Source organism: Pseudalkalibacillus sp. R45 (assembly GCF_052246725.1).
Lineage (GTDB): Bacteria > Bacillota > Bacilli > Bacillales > Fictibacillaceae > Pseudalkalibacillus.
Genome location: NZ_JBQQCL010000001.1, coordinates 1,121,039 through 1,138,196 on the forward strand (window position 1 = coordinate 1,121,039; position 17,158 = coordinate 1,138,196).

The following is a 17,158-nucleotide window of genomic DNA, read 5'->3' on the forward strand; positions in this document are numbered from 1 at the left end:
CCCCATATTGATTATCTATGATTTCATGAAGACGCCAGGTCCGATTGGCAGTCCAAGTAGATTCCAGATCACGAACAGGATCGTCCAGATGGTCAGGAAAATGACTGTATACGGCAGCATGACGGAAAACAGTGTTCCGAAACCTGCCTTCTTGTCATATTCCTTCATAAACGCCAGGATCATTGGCACATATGGGTTCAATGGCGTGATGATATTCGTGGATGAATCTGCGATACGGAAAGCCATTTGTGTGAACGCAGGATTATAATCCAGAAGCGCAAACATCGGAATGAACACAGGCGCCATCAATGCCCACTGGGCTGAACCACTGAAAATCAATAGGTTTAGGACAGCAGCGAGTAGGATGAATCCGACGATGACTGGCAATCCTGTCATGTTGATGCTTTGTAAAAATTCCGCTCCGGAAACAGCAATCCATACACCGATGTTCGTCCAGTCGAAGTAAGCGATGAATTGGGCTGCAGCAAAGATCAGGATGATGAATCCAGACATGTCTTTCATGGACTCACCCATGAATTTCGGTACATCATTCGTGGTTTTTATTTTTTTAACCGTGATCCCGTAAGCAACAGATACTGCAATAAAGAAGAACAGGATGATCGGGACGATGCCATCTAAGAATGGTGATGGGATCAGGCCGCCATCTTCATTCCGTAGTGCTGAGTTTGGTAAAAAGAGTGCTAATGCCAGGAGACCCATGTAGATCAGAGTAGTAATTCCGGCATTTCGTAGTCCGCGAGATTCGATCGGTTTGATTTCTTCAAGTTCCTTCTCATCAGATGGTCCATCGTATTTTCCGAGTTTCGGCTCAACGATTTTTTCCGTAATCCATGTACCGACTGTCATGAGCATGACGACTGAGAAAATCATGAAGAAATAGTTATCTACTGGTGTTACGGTTATTCCGTCACCGATGTTTTTGGCGACCTCAGTAGATATTCCGGAAAGAAGCGCGTCAGTACCGGTGATGAGGAAGTTGGCAGTAAAACCAGCACCTACCCCTGCGAACCCAGCAGCAAGTCCCGCAATCGGATGTCTACCGAGTGTCAGGAAGACCATCGCTGCGATCGGCGGTACAATGATGAATGCAGCGTCAGAAGCCAGGTTTCCTAAAATACCTGTCAGGACAACTGCATATGTGACGAGCTTCGGTGGTGCATTGATGATCGTCTTTTTCATGAATGTCTGGATCAGGCCGACTTTCTGAGCAAGTCCGATCCCAAGCATCATACCAAGTACGAGGCCGAGTGGCTTGAATTCCACGAAGTTGGTGAGCATCGAAGTGAGGATGTATTTGAGTCCTTCACCTGAGATTAAACTTTTGATTGCGACCTCTTCGCCTGTTCCAGGATGATCGACTGTGACATTGAACATGCTGATGACAGCAGACAAGACGATGATTCCTAGTGCCAGGTACACGAAAAGCATGAAAGGATGCGGAAGTTTATTCCCGAGTACTTCCACCCTATCAAGGAATCTAAGCATGAACCCTTTGTTAGCGGTTTCACTATTGTTTGAAGTGTTCGGATTATTCGACGGCAACTTTATTCCTCCTCCTAGAATTCGGACACTACCAAAACAGTAATCGGAAGGTATTTGTGCCAATTACGGATAATGTCCTTTTTTGTTCCGTTAATAACACCTTACCGCACATCCAACCAAATTTCTAGTGAATTCTGAAAATTCTTAGATGGAAATAAACGGATAGAGAAAGAATTTCGGTGCCAGGCACCAAAATAGAAGTCAATGGTACCAAGGGCTCCCGATCGGTGCCTGGCACCAATTTGAAACCCTTGGTATGAAAGAGTTCATGATGTGTGCCAGGCACCAAATGAAACCCGTTGAGCCGCAAGGGTTCCGTTTTGGTGCCTGGAACTCTTTGAGAACCGTTGGGGCACAAGGGCTAAATTGTCGTGCCTGGTACACCTAACGGGTAGTGGCAAGCGGCGTGGTGACCGGGTTTGTATTCTACTAAACTAGGTTCTTCTTGGACACACCGTTCCTGGGCGTAGGGGCAGCGAGTATGAAAGCTGCAGCCTGATGGCGGATTCGAAGGATTCGGGAGGTCGCCTTCCAACGGCTTGTGGATTCTCCGTTTCGTCGGGTCCGCTACCGGAATTGCGGACAACAACGCTTCCGTATATGGGTGCGTCGGACTTTCGAACAAGCTGTCCCGATCTGCGATTTCCACGACCTTCCCTAAATACATCACGGCGATCCGATCACTGATATGGCGTACAGCAGGAAGTCCATGGGCGATGAAGATATAAGTCAGGTTGAATTCCCTTTGCAGTTTCTTCAGCAAATTCAAGATCTGTGCTTGAATGGATACATCCAATGCCGAAACTGGTTCATCACAAATCAGCACTTTCGGATTCAAAGCTAAAGCACGAGCGATCCCTATCCTTTGTCGTTGCCCACCGCTGAATTCATGCGGATGCCGCTTCAGATGGTGCTCATCCAAGCCGACAACTCGAAGTAACCTGACTACTTCTTCACGTAACGCTTTTCCTTTTTTCAGTCCGTGGATTTTCAACGGTTCACCGACCAATTGTTCAATCGTCATCCTCGGGTTCAAGGAGGAATAGGGATCCTGAAAAATCACTTGAAGGTCCCGCCGCATCGACCGGAGTTCCTCTTTAGAAAGCGTTGTTAAATCTTTTCCTTCAAAAGAGACAGACCCTTCTGAGGGGGGCAATAACCCTAACAGCATTTGTCCGGTCGTTGATTTCCCGCAGCCGGATTCACCGACAATCCCAAGCGTCTCGCCTTCGTAAATCTCAAGATCAACGCCATCAACAGCCATGACTGTGCCGACAGTCTGGTTGAACAAGCCTTTCGTAATTGGGAAGTGCTTTTTCAAACCCTTGACCTGGATCAATGGCTGCTGATTTTCTGCAGTACTCGTGCTCATCATGCAACCCCTCCCTTCTCCACATCATAGAAGCAGCGCTTTTTATGATGGGTATCGTATTGTTCCAATTCCGGATGTTCATTCCGGCATTTATCCGTTGCAAATGGGCAACGTGGATGAAACTTGCATCCTTTCGGCATATCAGTTGGATTTGGAACGCTTCCTTCAATGGTGCCTAGTTCATCCACAACATGTTCTGCTTTCGGAACAGAACTCAACAAGCCTAATGTATACGGATGCTTCGGATTTTCGAATAACTCTACTACGGGTGCTTCCTCAACCACTTCTCCCGCGTACATCACTACGACCCGATCAGCAACCTCGGCTACCACCCCAAGGTCATGAGTTATCAAAATGACTCCCGTATCGAAGTCTGTTTTCAATTGCTTGATCAATTCTAAAATTTGCGCTTGGATGGTGACATCGAGAGCCGTCGTAGGTTCATCTGCAATCAAGAGCTTCGGGTTACATGCAAGAGCCATCGCGATCATCACACGCTGGCGCATTCCACCAGAAAGCTGATGAGGAAAGCGCCGGACAACCGTTTCCCCGTCAGGAATCCCGACCCGATCGAGCATCTCTATGGCTTTCATCAATGCTTTCTTTTTATCAAGCCGCTGATGCAAGCGGATCGTTTCGCTGATTTGATTGCCGATCGTAAAAACTGGATTCAATGAGGTCATCGGTTCTTGAAAAATCATTGAAATCTCATTCCCGCGCAGCTTTCTCAACTGTTTTTTCTTGATTGTCCGTAAATCTGTTCCGTTAAAATCAATTTTTCCATGATGGATTTCACCTGGAGACGGAATCAACCCAAGGATCGACAACGAGGTGATACTCTTCCCACAACCCGATTCCCCGACGATCGCAACCGTTTCACCTTTGTCCACATGAAATGTAACACCATTTACAGATGGGACAATTCCGTCTTCTGTTTTAAAACGAACCTTTAAATCTTTAACATTCAACAATGAAGTCGACACGATCATCCCTCACTTTTCTACCTGTATCTATTTGATCTTCATTTTTGGATCGAGTACGTCTCTCAACCAATCTCCTAAAAAGATGATGCCCAATACGGTTATCGTGATTGCGACACCTGGGAATGTAGCGACCCACCAGCTTGTGGCAAGATACTCTCTTCCATCACTCAGCATCAAGCCCCATGAAACGTCCGGCGGCTGGATTCCCAACCCTAAGAAGCTTAACGAGGACTCCAGAATGATGGTGGTGGCGACATTCAGAGTTGCAATGACGATGAAGGATGAAACGATGTTCGGGAGGATGTATTGCCATATGATACGCACATCCTTTGCTCCTACTGCCCTTGCCGATCGGACATAATCCCTTTCCTTCACACTGAGTGTTTCACCACGTACCATACGGGCATATACCACCCAGGTCGTGCCTCCAAGGGCAAAAATCATCGTCATCAAACTCGGTCCGATCACCGCTAAAACAATCAGCATGAACAAAATGTTAGGAATAGCTAAAAATGAATCCACGGTTCTCATGATGACCGTGTCGATCCACTTTCCGTAAAATCCGGCAAGCAGTCCCAGCAACAAGCCGATCGCTCCTGCCAACACAACCGCACTGATACCGACTAGAAGGGAGACCCGTGAACCGACGATGATCCGGCTCAAAATATCTCTGCCAAGGTTATCGGTACCGAGCAGGTAATCCGGATTCCCTCCCTCTACCCAAGAAGGAGGCAGAAGGCGGTTGACAACGTCAGTCTCTGCTGGATTGTAGGGTGCGATCACATCAGCAAAAACAGCCATACCGACCATCGCCAAAACGATGACCAAACCCAATGTTCCGGTCTTGCTTCTTAACAAGAGTTTGATCCATTTCAATCTGCCACTGGCTTTTCGGGCTTTAGGAGTTTCCAGTGAGACGTCTTTTTTCGTTTCTGTTTCGGTATACATTAAACTAAAGCCCCCTTTTAATCGTACTTAATCCTTGGATCAAGGTAGCGGTATGTTAAATCGGCCAGCAAATTGCTTCCGATGACCAGGATCGCGATCACGAAGGTAGCTGCCTGGACCACTGCCATATCTCTGAGATTGACAGCCTGGATGAGCAATTGTCCCATTCCTGGCCATGAAAAGACCGTTTCTGTGATCAAGGTCCCCCCGATCAATGTGGCTGTCTGAAGCGCCATGATCGTCACAACAGGGATAAGCGCGTTCCGCAACGCATGCTTGTTTACCACAATCGCCTCGATCAAGCCTTTACTTCTTGCAGTCCGGATATATTCCTGGCTCAGGATCTCCAACATGCTAGAACGGATCAGCCGAGTCATTTCTGCAGCGATTGCTGTACCTAACGTGATAGCTGGCAATATCAGGTGATAGATTGAGCCTGTACCTGAAACAGGCAAGACATTGAATTGTACCGCTAACAAGAGAATCAGCATGATACCAAGCCAAAAGTTCGGCATTGCTTTCCCTAAAACCGCTCCCCCTGTGATGAACAGATCGATGAATGAGTTTCGCTTGATCGCTGATAAAACCCCAAGTGGGATTGATATGATGATCGCAACCAACATCGAGAAAAAAGCTAACTCCAGGCTTGCAGGCAACCTCTCCAACACAATCTCCAGAGCAGGTTGGTTATAACGGAACGATTCACCGAAGTCTCCAGTGACCAGATCCCCAAGATACGTAAAATATTGAACATATAGTGGGTCATTCAAGCCCAATGATTGTCTGAGTTCTGCTTTATCCTGTTCTGTCGCCGTTTCAGGCAGCATGAGCGAAACAGGGTCACCGGTTACGCGGACGAGCAGGAAAACGATTAAACTGATGATGAACAAAACCGGTATGATCCGGAGGATGTTTCTCAACAGAAACTTCATATCCATCCCTCCTACATTATGTACAAGGGTTGACCCCCTCTTGATGAGTCAACCCCTGCAATGCTTATTTCAACGTGATTTCATCTGCGATGATCATCTCGTCCAATCTAGGTTCGAATTTCAAACTGTCGTTGTAGCCATATACCGAGTCAAGCTGATACAGGTAGATTTGCGGACGATCTTCTGCAATCAATTCTTGTGCTTTCTTATATTGTTCAGCACGTTCTTTCGGATCCATATTACTCATCGCATCCTGAAGCAGCTTCTCAACTTCAGGGTTGTCATAATCGGTTTCACCCTCTGCTTGTGCCTTTCTGAGCCTATCTAAAGCAAGAGCAGCATCGAACATGGAGTTACCATAACCGATCAAGAACATATCGCCGAAACTCTTAGACGAGTATTTCTCTGCGAAGGTACTCCATTCCAAGAAGTTAAGCTTTACGTCGATACCGACTTCTTTCAGCATCGCCTGCATCAATTCTGCAGATTCTTTATCCTTCAAATAACGGCCATTCGGTGCACTTAATTCAAGTTCAAGGCCGTCTTCATATCCAGCCTCTTTTAAAAGTTCCTTCGCTTTTTCTGGGTCATACAGTGTATTTTGGTAGAGGTCTTCGTTCGCACCTGTGTTACCTGGTGTCACTCGGGTACGTGTAACCGTCCCTGAACCTTCCATCAGGCTGTCTAAAATCGCTTGTTTATCAATTGCTAGATCGATTGCTTCCCGGACTTTCGGATCCGAGGTAGGATGACCTTCCGTATGTCTCAAAACAAGCATCATGACACGCTGTGTCGGACTTTTTGCAATGTCTGTCCCTTCGTTATCTTTAATCCGGTTCCAATCACTAGGAGGTGCGTTAGCAGCGATATCGACTCCACCTGTCAATAACTCGGAAACCCTTGTAGAGTCTTCTGGGATTGATCTGAACACCAGCTCTTCCCATTTCGGTTCTTCACCGAAGTAATCAGGATTCGCTTCTAAGACGACTCGATCATCTTTTTTCCACTCGACGAATTTATATGGGCCAGTCCCGACTGGTTCTTTTAAAAATTGCTCCCATCCTTCTTCCTCGATGTATTGTGATGGAAGAATACCTGAGCCTAGACGGGAAACACGGTTCAATAAAGCTGGTTCAGGTTCATGTGTGATGATTTCGAATTCATAATCGTTGATGACTTTAACTTCTTTAATCTGTTTGTAGTTTCCATATTCGAGCAGCTTGTTGTCCTTAGCGACACGCTCGAGCGTGAATTTCACATCTTCTGCCGTCAAATCCTCTCCATTATGGAATTTGACGCCTTCTTTCAATTTGAACTTCCAGGTTGTATCGTCAACATTTTCCCAGCTTTCGGCAAGGTCTGATTCAAATTCTCCATCACCTAAATTTTTTACCAGATAATTAAACATGTTTATGTGGATCGCTTCGGTAGAGGTGGTGTTATGGTCATGGATATCAAACGTCACCATATCCGTTCCATTAGCTATGACAAGCTTTTTATCCTGTTTTTGTTCGGTCGATCCTTCACCTTCATCGGAGTTCGATTTATCATTGAAAGCACAAGCGGTCAAACTCAAGACGAGAATTGCAGTTAACAATGTAAATGCAAGTTTTTTCACTTCTTATCCCCCTCATTGTGATTTTTCAAATAATTGAGTGCTAATTGGGATAGCATCGCTGAACCATAAGGCAAGGCATTTTCATCAATATCAAACTTCGGATGGTGTCCTGGATACCGTTCCATCTGGTCGTTTCCAACCCCTAAGCGGAAAAACACAGCTGGAATCTGTTCCGTATAGAAGGCGAAATCTTCTCCACCCATACCAGGTGTCACTCTTTCACAATGTCCTCCTCCAAGCACTTCATCTGCTGTGGTTGCTGCTAGCTCTGTCAATTCACGATCATTTAAAATGGATGGAAATTTGAATTCGAATTTGAAGTCATACGTCGCACCGAATCCGTTCGTAATTCCTTGAATTACTTTTTCCATCATGCCCGGAACTTTCAGGCGTAACTCTGGATTCAAAGTCCTCACTGTTCCGGTCATTTCTACATTGGGTGTGATGACATTGCTTGCTGAACCACCGTGTATCGAACCGATTGTAATGACGATTGGCTCTGTCGGGTCGACCTGTCTGCTTGAAATATGCTGTAAAGCTGAAATGACTTCAGCTGTGACCGCGACAGAATCGACTGTTTGATGGGGGTGAGCAGCATGGCCACCTTTTCCAATTACTTTCAATGTGAAGAAATCTGCAGCCCCGCAGCCTACCCTTTCACTTGAGAGCGTGATGTTTCCAATTGTGATGCCGGTGTTGACATGAAGGCCACCAATTGCATCTACTTTCGGATCAGCAAGTGCCCCATGGTCAATCATCGCTTGTGCTCCGCCCCTGCCTTCTTCTGCGGGCTGAAAAATGAATTTGATGTTTCCTTTTTCCAACCCCCTTTTACTAAGGAGGGTTGCAGCACCCATCAACATCGTCGTATGTGCATCATGACCACAGGCATGGCTTAAACCCTGATGCTTGGAATGGTAAGGAACCGTTTTTTCATCCTGGATCGGTAAGGCATCCATATCAGCACGTAGCGCAAAGGTCAGACCAGTTTCTTTTCCTCTCAGTAAAGCGATGACACCAGTTTTGGCAATGTTCCGTGTAACCTCGAGACCAAGGCTTTCTAGGTAATCAGCTACGATGGCTGATGTCCGTTCTTCTTCAAACCCAAGCTCAGGATGTTCATGGAAATCCCTTCTCCATGCTGACAATTGGTCTTGTAACTGCTGGGCTTCTTTTAAAATAGTCGGGCGTATACTCGTTTCCAAAGGATCCTCCCCTTATTTTTTGGCATAGTCTTCAATCACCGTTGCAATCAGTTTGATCCCATCTATGTAATCCTCTAAATGGATGTTTTCATTAGGTGCATGATTGTTTGATTGGAAATTCCCGACACCTACTGACACGGATGGGATCCCATGTTTTTGGCAAAGGACGTACATCGGGCCAGTCCCAGGTGACATCGGCATGACCGTCGGTTCCATTTTCGTGATCTTTTGAGTGGCTGAAATAACCGTTTCTGAGAGAGGATCGTTGTAAGGGGTCTTACCCGGTTTCTCCATAGCCATTTCATGTATTTCAATATCTTCGAATCCATGTTTGTCCAAGTGATTTCTTAGCGCTTTGAGGATTTCATGTGGATCTTGATCTGGTACTAGACGGAAGTCGAGTTTCACTTTTGCTTCTAATGGAAGGACTGTCTTTGCGCCTTCGCCCGTATAGCCGGACTCAATTCCGCATATCGTACAGGTCGGTGCGAAAATCAGCCGCTCTTTTAAATCCTCGCCTTCCAGGTTCAATAAAAATGAAGACAGATCAAGCTGCTCTAACATTTCATTCTCGCTGTAAATCAATTCACGGATCGCCTCCTCATCATTCCGGGAAAGGGATTGGACCCGATCATAAAAGCCGTCGATTTTGACGTGTTCATTTTTATCTTTCAACGTATTCAATGCCCATATCATTCGCCAGGCTGGGTTTTCGATGACTGCTGCGTTTGCGGAATGGAGATCCGTATTCGCACCCTTACAGACAAGCTCCACATAGGTCATCCCTTTTACGCCTAAGCTGACTTGTTGTCTTCCGTCCGCATTCCTGTAACCAAACTCCCAAATGCATCCGTCAGCTTGGATGAGATCAGTATGTTTATCACTGAACTCATCAAGGTTGATGCTTCCGATTTCCTCTTCACCTTCCACGATGAACTTGATAGTCAGTGGCAATTCGCCTCTCACCTGCTGGTAGGCATGTACAGCTGCGATACGTGCCATCAGGTTTCCTTTGTTATCTGCCACTCCACGCGCATACATTGTTCCGTCTTGTATCTCCGCTTCAAATGGAGGGTGCTCCCATAATTCCATCGGGTCTTCCGGCTGAACGTCGTAATGGTTATAAAACGAGAGTGTCTTATCATGTGTTCCAGGGACCTTACCGTAGACGACGGGAAACCCTGAGGTGGAGATGAGTTGCGTTTCTCCGTTTATTTTCTGTGCCAAATCATTTAATACATGCTCCGCGGCTTCTTCCATCCCTCGGTTCTGGGCAGCGACACTCGGGATTCTACAAAGCTCTTGAAGCCATTCTATGTACTCGTCTTTGTGATCCTCGATGTACTGGTAAACATCTTGCATCCACCTTCCCCCTCCAAATATTGTTTTATTTTTGATGTTTTCGGCAATATTCCAAAACTTTTCCTAAATTCTTATAAACAACCTTAAAATAGTTAGATTATTTTGTCAATTGGTATTTGAATGAATATTTAAAATATTGCGTTTTATTTTTACATGCTGTATAACTAGAAATACATGTTAACGGCTACTTTCTGAAACCTTTCCTAAATTAAGAGACAATCAAAAAATATTTTTATAATTAAAATAAGGTGGTTGATTGCATGACCGAAATTGCAAATTATTTAAAAGAGCATGAAAAAGAGATTCTAGCTGACATCATTACATTCGTAGATGCTGAATCCCCTTCTGAAGATAAGGAATTGGTAGACCGGTGCGGGAATGTTTTGAAAGAGATATTTGCTAAACGTCTGGGGGTTGTGGAACCCACCCTCTATCCCCAAACTGATCGTGGTGACCATTTCAGTTTTACAATCGGTAACGGGAACAAACGTATATTGATTGCGGGACATTTTGACACTGTTTGGGATAAAGGCCGGTTACCTAGGCGGATTGTCGATGGCAAGCTATACGGCCCAGGCGTCCTTGATATGAAAAGCGGGATCATCCAATCCATTTGGGCATTGAAGGCGCTCTTGCATTTCAAACAGCTGGATGACCTACAGATCAAATTCCTTTGTACGTCTGATGAAGAAATCGGCAGCCAAACCTCTCGGCCTATCATTGAGGAAGAAGCAAAAAATAGTGATATCGTCTTGATTACAGAACCGCCTGTTGCAAAGACCGGTGCTTTGAAAACCGCCAGAAAAGGGGTAGGCATCTATCAAATCAAGGTTAGAGGGAAAAGCTCCCACGCCGGTAACCATCATAGTGCTGGTGCAAGTGCGATCCATGAACTAGCTCACCAGATTGTAAAGTTAGAAGAGCTTACTAATTATGAGCTAGGTACGACGGTCAACGTCGGTGTAATCAATGGCGGGACAAGGCGGAATGTGGTACCCGAGGAAGCCGAAGCATTGATCGACTTTCGTGTAAAAACTGAGGAAGAAGCTGACCGGATTGTAGCCCACCTGGAAAGTTTAACCCCAGAGCTTGATGGGACGACTTTAGAGGTGGAAGGTGAGCTGAATAGGCCACCTATGGAACGTACTTCTGATATTGAAGAATTATTTGAGAAGGCTGAAAAGGCAGCTGAAGAGATTGGTTTTACTATTACTGAAGCACAAGTCGGCGGTGGAAGTGACGGTAATTTCACCGCTAGCCTCGGAATACCCACACTAGACGGTCTTGGAGGGGTCGGTGAAGGTCCGCATGCGGAAAATGAACATATCGTTATTGAAGATCTTACGAAGAGATCGGCTATGCTTGCCCACTTGCTTTTGAAGCTTTAAAAAGTAAAAGTGTCAGATCCCCTCTGTTGCAGGCTCTGACACTTCTTTTTATATATTCGTTTTTGTAGGGGCATTGTTGAATATCAACCGGTACACTTTTCTGGGTCTCCCCTTCGAGCCGTTGAGCTGTACACTTTTACTGGTTGCAAGTTTGAGGTTTTCAAGTTCAGCAAGGATCCTGCGAGCATTTCTTTCCGAACTACCTAACCAGCTTGCCACTTCCTGGGCATTTACTTCCTCTTTTTTATAGAAGTTTGCTAAGGATTCGATCTTCGCTAATGCCGTCGGGGATATGTTGGCTTTACGTAATACCTCAGACCACTCACCATCTACCCATTTCTGGTAATCGTATTGGAGAGCCTTCCTTTCCGACAGATATTCTGTAACCTTTTTCTTTTCATCGACAAGAACGACCTTTGAGGATGTATTTTTACGGGCGTTCCGGAATGCAGTTCGTACATTCTCTTCCGCTTGGAGAGCATTCAGCCCGTAGCCGATGCCGATTCGGATATGGTATTTGCTGTGGGAATAGACCGTCTCAATCAGATGGAACAGGTCACTTTTATCTAATTTAAACTCTATTTCCCCACGCGTTGTATAAATAAAATAAAGGCCATCGCCGATTTGAACGAAGGATCCATTTATCCGTTCCGCTAATTCAAGTAACAGCCGCTTCAAGCTCAGCTCTTTATGTTTGAGTTCATATGAAAAGAGATACCCCTCCTCTTCTTCATCAGGAGGAAGAAGTTCCACACCTAATAAAGCAAGCTGGGAACGTTGATACCATGAAGATACGCCCCGTTCTTTCAAAAGTCTTAATGTAAAATAGATCGACAAATGTGAAGGATAGATTCGATAACACGGGATACCTAAATCTTTTAACTGAAGATAAACCGCCCGGATACATGTGAAAGCAACCTGGGTCTTCCCCTTTTCAAAAAGTGAACGGTGGTACTCGACGATTTCATCTACTGGTCTAAAATCAGGGTAAGAGTAGGAAAATATCTGTAACTTTTGGAGGGAGAAATATTGTTTCGTCGTTTGAAGCTCCTCTTCTTGAATCGTATCAAGGCTGATTTTTTGGACTACTTCTTCAAGATCCATCAATGCTTCTAACACTTTCCCTAGTAAGCTTGCTCCGTAAAGCGGCGGATAGATTCCATCCTTTTCCTGGATAAGCTGTTTGGATAAAGCATATGTATACGGAACTTGTCCTGAGAAAAACCATTGATCAATCGAATCTCGGTTTTGATGGATGATTTCATCGACTTGATCGATCGTCGTGTACGAAAACGGTAATAAAGTTATATCTGCAAACGGTTCAGCAGAATTCAAAATATGTTTGACTGAATCTTCAGGTCCAATGACCCCTAAGCGTATTTCCAATAAACTCACCTTTCCATTCCGAAAATAATTACTTCAAGTATATCAAAATACCAAGAGCTTTGTACCAGGCACCAATTTGAAACCCTTGGTAAGAAAGGGTTCATGATGTGTGCCAGGCACCAAATGAAACCCGTTGGGCCACAAGGGATCCGTTTTGGTGCCTGGCACCTTTTGAAAACCGTTGGGGCACAAGGACTAAATTGTCGTGCCTGGTACACTATTTGGCCCGACAATTTTCGTATTTGTTCAATCAAGCGTTTGATTAAAGAGGTTGAGTTGGTGCTATAATACGTTCTGAATTTTTAATCAAACGTTTGTTTAATAGTTTCTTAATTATGAGTTAAGTTCTCTTCTAGTAGCCTTTTACTATCTTCTACGGAGACTCTTATTTTTGCTATAAGATAGATGGTATACTAGTCAAGAAAGGTGGTGAATGAAATGGAGAATCAAATTTTGCAAGCGATCAAAGAACTTCAAGATCAAATGAATGAGGGGTTTAACAGACTAAATACTAGAATTGATAAACTTGAGCATAGGATGGATAAACTCGAGTATAGAATGGATTCTATTGAAAGTAGAATGGATTCCATTGAAAGTAGGATGGATTCCATCGAACAAAAAATGGGATCTATTGAACAGAGAATGGATGTGTTCGAAAATAGAATGAGTAGGCTTGAAGAAGGACAACAAGATATTCATGAACAATTAGTGTTGTTAGTCGAAGAACATTGGAAAAACAAAACGGATATTCGCAAGCTTAAGAAAACAATCCGTCTTACACAAGATTAATCTATCATTCTTCAGCAACATAATCTGTTCCCCAAAAATACTGTTCCTCAACTTCTAACTTCTCTTTTACTTCTTTAACTCTTCAAAGTAGCTCTATTGTTTTTTCTTTTTTAAGTGACGACAATTTTTCATTCGTTCAATCAAATTTTGTTTAACCACGCAAATGAACTGACACACTAAGCTTTGTTCGTTCAATCAAATGTTTGATTAAAACAGACAGGTGCTAGGTACACTTTTGTAACCCTTGATATAACTGGCTTCTAAAAGTGTACCTGGCACCATGGAAGACACCGTGGAAATGGCCACCGATGAATTGTCGATGAACTTACGCGCCCCAGAAGCGTTGTATGATTTCGCGTTGTTGGAGTTGGTGTTTGTGCTGGGTGATGAGACTGACGAGTACATAGCCTATAAAGGACAGCACCACTGGCAGCACGACGGTGTGCATGCCGAACAGGTTCGGTGTGGTCAGGTGGATGATCATGTAGGAGCCGACTCCGATGATCATCGAAGAGAACGCTCCGTAGGCGTTGCCTTTTTTCCAGTACAAGCCGAGCACGACCGGCCAGATGAAGGCGGCTTCCAGTCCTCCAAACGCAAATAAATTCAGCCAGATTAAGAAGTCCGGCGGATCGATCGCCATCAGGAATACGAGAATTCCGATGATCGCCGTAACCCCAATGCTCAATGTTTTTACCTGGCGTTGCGAGGCTGTCGGTTTTACATAGTTCACATAAACGTCCTTGATAACCGCGGAGCTGACGAGCAAAAGCAACGAATCGACCGTCGACATGACTGCTGCCATCGGTGCGGCAAGAACGATTCCAGCAAGCCAGCCTGGTAACACTTCTAACGCTACAAGCGGCATGACTTTGTCCCCGACTTCGATCCCTGGCACAACAACCCGAGCGAACACACCGATCAAGTGCATCCCGAGCATGATGAATCCCACAACGAGCGTTCCGATGATCATCGCTTTGTGCATCGCTTTCGAATCACGGTAAGACATCGCACGGACGGCGACTTGCGGAAGTCCGATGACCCCTACCCCGACCAAAATCCAAAAAGAGGACACGAACAACGGCGTCAATGATCCATCCGCTCCGAATGGTGAAACGAGATCCGGGTTTTCAACAGCCAGCTCCGTCATGATGTTCGAAATTCCGCCACCCGCAACAACAGTGCCTACCAACAAGAGCAAGGTCCCGATGAACATGACGATTCCCTGAAGGCTGTCGGTGATGGCAACAGCCCGGAAACCGCCAATGACGACATAGACGAGCACGGAACTCGCAAAAATGAACAACGAAGCTGTGTAGGAAAGCCCTGTGAACGACTCGATTAGCCTGCCTCCCCCAACCCACTGGGCGGCCATCGCGCTGAATAGGAAAATGACGATGCTCGTTGCGGAAAGCAACACGACCCACTTGTTCTGGTATCTTTCTTTTAAAAAGTCGATCAGTGTAACGGCGTTGATTTTTCGAGCGACAATCGCGAACTTTTTCCCTAAAACCGCAAGCGTAAAATACCCGGTGACAAGCTGGGACATCGCAAGCAGCACCCATCCGAGCCCGAGATTATACGCAACACCAGGTCCGCCGATGAAACTGCTCGCACTTCCAAAGGTCGCGACCATCGTCAATGCTAAAATGAAGCCGTTCAGCTGGCGGCTCCCTAAAAAATACTCCTGCAAAAAATCCGGAGCTTTCCTTATGTACTTGGACGAATAGGTCCCGATCAAAAAGACGATGACAAGAAAACCAAAGAGAGGTATGATGACATCCCAATTCATTCGGCGTCCTCCTCTCTGTCCTCAAAAGGCACCTCGATGAAAAATAATTTTACCATCACAAAAACAAGCATTGAAAAAAGCAGGAAGCCGACGATGCAACTGTAGAAAAACCACGCTGGAAACCCATAAATGTATGTATATTCTTCGACCGGTTTTCTGCCTAAGCCATAGGCAAAAGCGAACCACCAGATGAAGTTGAAAACAGCCAGGATGACACCCATCAAAGCTTCACGGTTGGCTATTTTGAAACGCAGATCATCTCGATTTTGGTTGCGTCCATCCCCCATTACAATCCCTCAAATCTATCAGACTAGCTTTTGTTCACTATTTTAACAGAACACTTTCGTCTACTCGACTATTTCTTTCTATCACTTCGCGAATTATAAATCGTTTCCTCCAATGTAAAAAATTATGTTTTGATAGATTTGCGATTGCTGTATAATCGAGTTAGATGTGAAATTTTAGAATTAAGAGAGGTCACTAATAAATGTTGAAAAAATTCATCTGGGGACTTGTCATTGTTTTGGGGATTGCGGTAGTCGGTATCGGAGGCTACGCTTATTATTTGTATGATTCGGTCAAGGATACGGCTAACGAGATCCATGAACCGATTGATCCTGAGCGTGATAAAAATGTTCCTAAACCAAAAGTGGATAAAAAAGAGAGAGAACCGATCTCGATTTTGCTGTTAGGTGTCGATGAGCGGAAAAATGATAGCGGCAGATCGGATACGATGGTGGTTATCACGGTGAATCCTCATGATGATTCGATGATCATGTTCAATATTCCGCGTGATACCCGAACGGAAATCATTGGTAAAGGTTTTGACGATAAAATCAACCATGCTTATGCGTTCGGTGGCACGAAAATGGCTGTGGAAACGGTCGAAAATTTCTTAGATATACCCATCAATTACTATATCAAGGTGAACATGGAATCGTTCCAGGATATCGTCAATGCGGTTGATGGTGTGACTGTGAAGAACAGCTTTGGTTTCAATGCTGGTGGTTATAACTTCCCTCAAGGTGAAATTGAGCTTGATAACGGGAAGGAAGCGCTGGCTTATGTAAGGATGCGGAAGCAGGATCCTAAGGGTGATCTAGGCAGGAATGAACGTCAACGACAGATCATCAGAGGGGTCATTGATAAAGGTGCTCGTGTGTCCTCGATTACAAAGTTTGATGATGTGCTGGATGTCATCAGCAGTAACGTGAAAACGAATATGACGTTCGCTGAGATGAAGGATATCCAGGAGAATTATAAAGGTGCACGAAAGAATATTGAAACCTTTGAAGTTAACGCTACAGAAAAATATATCAATAACATCTTCTACTTTATCGTTTCCGACGAAGAACGGAAAGAAATCCGTTCAAAGCTGAAAGAACACCTTGAAATCGAAAGCCAATCAGTTTCAGAAAACGGAGACGCAGCTTGAGTCGGAGAAGAAAGTAAAATAAAATGATGCATGTGATGTGAATTACGTAAGGAACCACTGGACCGTAAACCGGACCAGTGGTTTTTTTTGACTTTTCGGTGCCTGGCACGACAATTTCGCCCTTGTGCCCCAACGGTTTCCGCGAGGTGCCAGGCACCGAAGCAAAACCCTTGGGGCTGTTGGTGTTTGAAAGTGTGCCTGGCACACTTTTCAAACCGTTGCCGCTGAAGGGGTTTGGATGAGTGCCAGGCACCGGTTGAGAAGCCTTGGTACGGTTGACTTCTTTTTCAGTGCCTGGCACCCTGAGTTTTTAATGTATGTCATCCAAGGTTAGGCTTCTGTCATTGGGGGTATTAGTGTTGTATATTCCTTACTGTTCGAGTTG

The 17,158-nt window shown here is 45.0% G+C and carries 14 protein-coding genes; 3 read left to right on the plus strand and 11 right to left on the minus strand.

The window, feature by feature from the left end; genetic code table 11:
- Positions 1-15 precede the first annotated feature (15 nt).
- From ACTWQL_RS05200 to ACTWQL_RS05235, 8 genes are all read right to left on the minus strand, one after another.
- The gene (locus ACTWQL_RS05200) at positions 16-1,506 is read right to left on the minus strand and encodes an AbgT family transporter (RefSeq protein WP_443141481.1); all 1,491 of its coding nucleotides are present in this window, start codon (positions 1,504-1,506) and stop codon (positions 16-18) included.
- A gap of 418 nt (positions 1,507-1,924) precedes the next feature.
- The gene (locus ACTWQL_RS05205) at positions 1,925-2,935 is read right to left on the minus strand and encodes an ABC transporter ATP-binding protein (RefSeq protein ID WP_443141341.1); all 1,011 of its coding nucleotides are present in this window, start codon (positions 2,933-2,935) and stop codon (positions 1,925-1,927) included.
- The gene (locus tag ACTWQL_RS05210; RefSeq protein ID WP_443141342.1) at positions 2,935-3,918 is read right to left on the minus strand and encodes an ABC transporter ATP-binding protein; all 984 of its coding nucleotides are present in this window, start codon (positions 3,916-3,918) and stop codon (positions 2,935-2,937) included. The genes ACTWQL_RS05205 and ACTWQL_RS05210 overlap by 1 nt, the downstream gene beginning before the upstream one ends.
- 27 nt (positions 3,919-3,945) lie before the next feature.
- Entirely contained in the window at positions 3,946-4,866 is a 921-nt protein-coding gene (locus ACTWQL_RS05215) for an ABC transporter permease (RefSeq protein ID WP_443141343.1), read from the minus strand.
- A gap of 17 nt (positions 4,867-4,883) precedes the next feature.
- Entirely contained in the window at positions 4,884-5,798 is a 915-nt protein-coding gene (locus tag ACTWQL_RS05220; RefSeq protein ID WP_443141344.1) for an ABC transporter permease, read from the minus strand.
- 64 nt (positions 5,799-5,862) lie between these two features.
- Positions 5,863-7,416, minus strand: a complete 1,554-nt coding sequence (locus tag ACTWQL_RS05225) for an ABC transporter substrate-binding protein (protein WP_443141345.1) — start codon at positions 7,414-7,416, stop codon at positions 5,863-5,865.
- Entirely contained in the window at positions 7,413-8,621 is a 1,209-nt protein-coding gene (locus ACTWQL_RS05230; RefSeq protein ID WP_443141346.1) for a M20 metallopeptidase family protein, read from the minus strand. Before ACTWQL_RS05230 ends, ACTWQL_RS05225 begins: the two co-directional genes overlap by 4 nt.
- 12 nt (positions 8,622-8,633) lie before the next feature.
- Positions 8,634-9,983 carry a M20/M25/M40 family metallo-hydrolase gene (locus ACTWQL_RS05235; protein ID WP_443141347.1) on the minus strand — a complete coding sequence of 450 codons (1,350 nt, stop codon included), beginning with the start codon at positions 9,981-9,983 and terminating at the stop codon, positions 8,634-8,636.
- 260 nt (positions 9,984-10,243) lie between these two features.
- Here ACTWQL_RS05235 and ACTWQL_RS05240 point away from each other — a divergent pair, with 260 nt between their 5' ends.
- Positions 10,244-11,371, plus strand: a complete 1,128-nt coding sequence (locus ACTWQL_RS05240) for a M20 family metallopeptidase (RefSeq protein WP_443141348.1) — start codon at positions 10,244-10,246, stop codon at positions 11,369-11,371.
- Positions 11,372-11,419: 48 nt separating this feature from the next.
- Here ACTWQL_RS05240 and ACTWQL_RS05245 read toward each other — a convergent pair whose 3' ends face one another.
- On the minus strand, positions 11,420-12,757 hold the full coding sequence (locus ACTWQL_RS05245; protein ID WP_443141349.1) for a hypothetical protein: 1,338 nt from the start codon (positions 12,755-12,757) through the stop codon (positions 11,420-11,422).
- A gap of 438 nt (positions 12,758-13,195) precedes the next feature.
- On the opposite strand from ACTWQL_RS05245, the gene ACTWQL_RS05250 reads away from it, so the two are divergent.
- On the plus strand, positions 13,196-13,546 hold the full coding sequence (locus ACTWQL_RS05250; protein ID WP_443141350.1) for a DUF7310 family coiled-coil domain-containing protein: 351 nt from the start codon (positions 13,196-13,198) through the stop codon (positions 13,544-13,546).
- A 325-nt stretch (positions 13,547-13,871) separates the two neighbouring features.
- Here the strand turns inward: ACTWQL_RS05250 and panF are convergent, their stop codons facing one another.
- Both panF and ACTWQL_RS05260 read right to left on the minus strand, forming a co-directional pair.
- Complete coding sequence (panF, locus tag ACTWQL_RS05255; RefSeq protein ID WP_443141351.1) at positions 13,872-15,338, minus strand: sodium/pantothenate symporter; 1,467 nt, start codon at positions 15,336-15,338, stop codon at positions 13,872-13,874.
- A complete protein-coding gene (locus tag ACTWQL_RS05260; protein ID WP_443141352.1) occupies positions 15,335-15,625 on the minus strand; it encodes a YhdT family protein in 291 nt (96 codons plus the stop codon). The genes panF and ACTWQL_RS05260 overlap by 4 nt, the downstream gene beginning before the upstream one ends.
- 200 nt (positions 15,626-15,825) lie before the next feature.
- On the opposite strand from ACTWQL_RS05260, the gene ACTWQL_RS05265 reads away from it, so the two are divergent.
- Positions 15,826-16,773, plus strand: a complete 948-nt coding sequence (locus tag ACTWQL_RS05265) for an LCP family glycopolymer transferase (protein ID WP_443141353.1) — start codon at positions 15,826-15,828, stop codon at positions 16,771-16,773.
- Positions 16,774-17,158 lie beyond the last annotated feature (385 nt).

What these genes read in the sequence shown, in the direction of transcription:
- ACTWQL_RS05235 (WP_443141347.1), bottom strand. Translation starts at nt 9,983, where the DNA reads ATGCAAGATGTTTACCAGTACATCGAGGATCACAAAGACGAGTACATA.
- ACTWQL_RS05250 (WP_443141350.1), top strand. Translation starts at nt 13,196, where the DNA reads ATGGAGAATCAAATTTTGCAAGCGATCAAAGAACTTCAAGATCAAATG.
- ACTWQL_RS05240 (WP_443141348.1), top strand. Translation starts at nt 10,244, where the DNA reads ATGACCGAAATTGCAAATTATTTAAAAGAGCATGAAAAAGAGATTCTA.
- ACTWQL_RS05215 (WP_443141343.1), bottom strand. Translation starts at nt 4,866, where the DNA reads ATGTATACCGAAACAGAAACGAAAAAAGACGTCTCACTGGAAACTCCT.
- ACTWQL_RS05265 (WP_443141353.1), top strand. Translation starts at nt 15,826, where the DNA reads ATGTTGAAAAAATTCATCTGGGGACTTGTCATTGTTTTGGGGATTGCG.
- ACTWQL_RS05220 (WP_443141344.1), bottom strand. Translation starts at nt 5,798, where the DNA reads ATGAAGTTTCTGTTGAGAAACATCCTCCGGATCATACCGGTTTTGTTC.
- ACTWQL_RS05205 (WP_443141341.1), bottom strand. Translation starts at nt 2,935, where the DNA reads ATGAGCACGAGTACTGCAGAAAATCAGCAGCCATTGATCCAGGTCAAG.
- ACTWQL_RS05260 (WP_443141352.1), bottom strand. Translation starts at nt 15,625, where the DNA reads ATGGGGGATGGACGCAACCAAAATCGAGATGATCTGCGTTTCAAAATA.
- panF (WP_443141351.1), bottom strand. Translation starts at nt 15,338, where the DNA reads ATGAATTGGGATGTCATCATACCTCTCTTTGGTTTTCTTGTCATCGTC.
- ACTWQL_RS05200 (WP_443141481.1), bottom strand. Translation starts at nt 1,506, where the DNA reads ATGCTTAGATTCCTTGATAGGGTGGAAGTACTCGGGAATAAACTTCCG.